The sequence below is a fragment of the Actinomycetes bacterium genome (assembly GCA_035506535.1).
In the GTDB taxonomy this organism is placed as follows: domain Bacteria; phylum Actinomycetota; class Actinomycetes; order DATJPE01; family DATJPE01; genus DATJPE01.
The window spans coordinates 1-3,192 of sequence record DATJPE010000051.1; the positions used below are offsets into that span (position 1 = coordinate 1).

Consider the following 3,192-nt stretch of genomic DNA (forward strand, 5'->3'; position numbering starts at 1 on the left):
GAGCGGCGAGCTGTGGCGGGCGAACCAGCGCTTTGACGCCGCCGGGGGCCAACTGGCACCCGACGGGGTCAACTGGTCCCACGTCTGGCTCCGGGCCCCCACGCTCGAGCTGAACCCCACGTTCGACAAGGCCGAGGTCGAGCGCGCGATGGAGGAGGACCCCGAGTCGGCGAAGGCCGAGTACCTCGGCGAGTTCCGCCAGGACGTCGAGTCGCTGTTCTCGTGGGAGGCGGTCAACGCCTGCGTCGACAAAGGCGTCATCGAGCGCCCGCCGTCCGGGTCTGTCTCCTATGACGCCTTTGTCGACGCATCCGGTGGGTCGCATGACAGCTTCTGCTGCGCGGTCGCGCACACGGAGGGGGCGCGGCGGGTCCTCGACATGGTGCACGAGGTCCGGGCCCCGTTCGCCCCGGAAGTCGCCGTGGACGAAGTCGTGTCCCGGCTCCGACCCTACAGGGTCGGCGCCGTGACGGGGGACCGCTACTCCGGCGAGTGGGTGTCCGACGCGTTTCGGAGACGTGGTTTGACCTATCGCGTGAGCGACAGGTCAAAAAGCGAGATATACGCCGAGACCCTGCCCCTGGTGAACTCGCGGCAAGTCGCGCTGCTTGACGTTCCAAGACTGACCGCGCAAGCGGTCGGCTTGGAACGTCACGTTGCTCGAGGTTCCGGAAGGCCAGTGATCGACCACGCGCCGAACGGCCACGACGACCTCGTCAACGCCGCGGCGGGGGCGTTGACGCTCGAGCTGCCCATGCGGGAGTCCGGGGTACGCGTCGCTGACTGGTCTGGAAGACCAGTCAGTGGGACGTTCCGCGGCTGCCAGTACCGCGGCGGGCTCCCGTGGGAGGGTGTCGACTTCGACGTCGAGAGGGACGCGAAGGGGCGGCCGCTGCACCCGCCCATCAGGTACCACGAGGGCCGGCCGGTCCGCTTGACTGAGGCCGACTGGGCCTCAGTCAAAGAGGGTGGCGCGGGGCACCCGCCGGAGAGGAAGAGGGGAGGGGTGACGTGGGGGTGACGAAGGCGTGGGACTCTTTCACCCGCCTGAACATGTACACGTGGTCGTGCGGGCGGGTCAGGGTCGAGCTGTGCCGGGTCGGGGTGACGCTGCACGTCGGCCACCGGTTAGCCCACCTGTGGTTCGATTGGCCGCTCAACCCCGCCCGGGAGTGGTTCCGCCGCAAGGAATACGTCGACGTCGCCGGCCGAAGGCTCCGCGCGCGAGGGGGCTTGACCTGCCCGGTGAGCTTCTGGCGCCTCGCGTTCCCACCGCGGAACCCGGGGTGCCAGCGCTGGGTCGCGTTCGGACCTCTAGAACTGTCGGTGTAAGAGGCGGGCCGTCGCCGGCGGCCACCGGCGTAGGGGAGGACGCGTGGGCGTGAGAGACAAGTTCCAGACGTTCGGGCAGCGCGAGTGCGCGCGGGCCCTGGCGGACGTGGCGACCGGGCGCAGGCGCGTGTCGCCGGAGGAGCTGCTGCGGCTGACGTCGCCGAGGCTCGACGTGCCGTCGCCGGCGCGGGTCGCCTGCGCGAACGACCCCGTCTCCGTCGGGGCGAACCTCGAGCGGGTGGCGGCCGGGGGCGTGCGGGTCGAGCCTCGGGGCGTCTTCCTCGCGGGGCTGAGGCGCTGGGCGAACGGCCTCCGGGTCCTGCGCCGCGCGCGCCGGGCGCCGGAGCCCGCGGCCAGCGTGCTGATGGGGGGACGCGCGGCGTACGTGCCGAAGGGTTAACCCCGCGGGGCCCCGGACGTGGTAAGATAAGAGGCGTGGGCCCCTCCCCGGGGTCCCCGCACCGACGCCAGGAGGCGCGAGCGATGTCGAGCGGCACGCAGGAGCGGGTCGGCTACTGGGCCGAGGCGGGCGACGTCTTCTTCGGGCGCGGGACGACCGTCCTCGCGCGCCTGATCCGCTGGGGCGAGGGCTCCGGCTCCTGGACGAACCACATGGGCGTGGTCGTCGGGTCCGGCTGGCTCGTCCCGCCGCCCGGGGTCGGGGGCCCGCTCGCCGGCGTCGTCGAGGCGCTCTGGAAGGTCTACGACGGCCCCTGGTGGCCGGAGCACCGCGACGAGTACGAGGGCGCCGGGTTCCGGGTCCGGGTCTTCCGGCACGTCCCGGGGCCGACGCCGACGCAGCTCGACGCCTTCGTCCGGCGGGCGCGGAGCTACGACGGCGACACCTACGGCTGGTGGAAGCTCCTCGGCTTCCTCGCCAAGCGCCTGACGCACGTCGACGTCCCGGCGCTGTTCTTCGTCGACTCGCGGCCGATCTGCTCGTACCTCGCCGCGGAGGTCTGCGCCGCGGTCGGCTGGGGGTTCGGCACGGTCCCCCAGGCCGTCGACCCGGCGGGCGCCGAGGCGTGGTGCGAGGCGCACCCGGTCGGGCGGCCGGGGCCCGACGGCGCGTGGGCCGAGGTCTTCGAGGCGGGGGAGGCGAGCTGATGGGCGGGGTCGACGACCTCCGGTACGTCCTCGCGGACTTCGAGATCGCGAAGGCCGCGATCGTCGTGGCGATCCAGGGCGGGTCGACCTCGGGGACCGCGTTCCAGGCGGCGACGGACGCGATGGCGCGCGTCGTCACCTGGTGGACGACCTACCAGGCGACGGGGGACGCGGCGGCGGCGACGGCGGCCACGGTCGCGCAGCCCGCGCCCGCGGTCCCGGTCGCGGCCGCGACGCAGTGATCAGGACGGACTGGGCGCGGGTGACCCCGCTGCTGGAGGAAAAGTGAAGCTGAAGCTGCTCGTCGTCGCTCTGGCGCTGGCGGTCTCGCCGGCGTGCGCGCTCCACGGCGTCCCGGTGACCCCGGTCGTCGACTGCAAGCTCCTCGGGGAGCTGAGGCAGGCCGCCTGCCCCGCGGGGCAGGAGGCGTCCCAGGCGTGCGTCGCGGCCCAGGACGCGCTCGCGGCGGCCGGCTGCTCCGTGAAGCCGTCCTGTCCGGCCTCGTGTCCGGCCGGACATGAGTGCGTCGACCCGGGACAAGGCTGCGTGGCGGTGACCCCGCCGGCGACGTGCCCCGCGTCGTGCCCCGCTGGCCAGGCGTGCTCGGACCCCGCGAAGGGCTGCGTGGCCGTGCCGCCCGTTCAGACCGGCTGCTCGCTCGACGGTCACCCGGGCCCGGGGCTCGCGAACTTCAAGGCGACCTTGGGAGAGCAGGTGAACAAGGCCATCCAGGCGGTCCACCCTGAGTGTGCG

The 3,192-nt window shown here is 73.2% G+C and carries 5 protein-coding genes; all 5 read left to right on the forward strand.

Annotated elements, in window-relative coordinates; all coding sequences use genetic code 11:
* Positions 1–1,021 (forward strand): hypothetical protein (locus tag VMI11_07520; GenBank protein ID HTY72261.1); only part of this gene is annotated, 1,021 nt, incomplete at its 5' end.
* Positions 1,022–1,381: 360 nt separating this feature from the next.
* Entirely contained in the window at positions 1,382–1,732 is a 351-nt protein-coding gene (locus VMI11_07525) for a hypothetical protein (protein ID HTY72262.1), read from the forward strand.
* 83 nt (positions 1,733–1,815) lie between these two features.
* Positions 1,816–2,439: a hypothetical protein gene (locus VMI11_07530; GenBank protein ID HTY72263.1), complete on the forward strand. Its 624-nt coding sequence runs from the start codon at positions 1,816–1,818 to the stop codon at positions 2,437–2,439.
* Positions 2,439–2,681, forward strand: coding sequence for a hypothetical protein (locus VMI11_07535; protein HTY72264.1), 243 nt, complete (start codon positions 2,439–2,441; stop codon positions 2,679–2,681). The genes VMI11_07530 and VMI11_07535 overlap by 1 nt, the downstream gene beginning before the upstream one ends.
* A 43-nt stretch (positions 2,682–2,724) precedes the next feature.
* On the forward strand, positions 2,725–3,192 hold a 468-nt coding region (locus VMI11_07540), incomplete at its 3' end, for a hypothetical protein (protein HTY72265.1).

Coding starts and splice junctions, on each gene's coding strand:
- VMI11_07530 (HTY72263.1), top strand. CDS start 1,816: ATGTCGAGCGGCACGCAGGAGCGGGTCGGCTACTGGGCCGAGGCGGGC.
- VMI11_07535 (HTY72264.1), top strand. CDS start 2,439: ATGGGCGGGGTCGACGACCTCCGGTACGTCCTCGCGGACTTCGAGATC.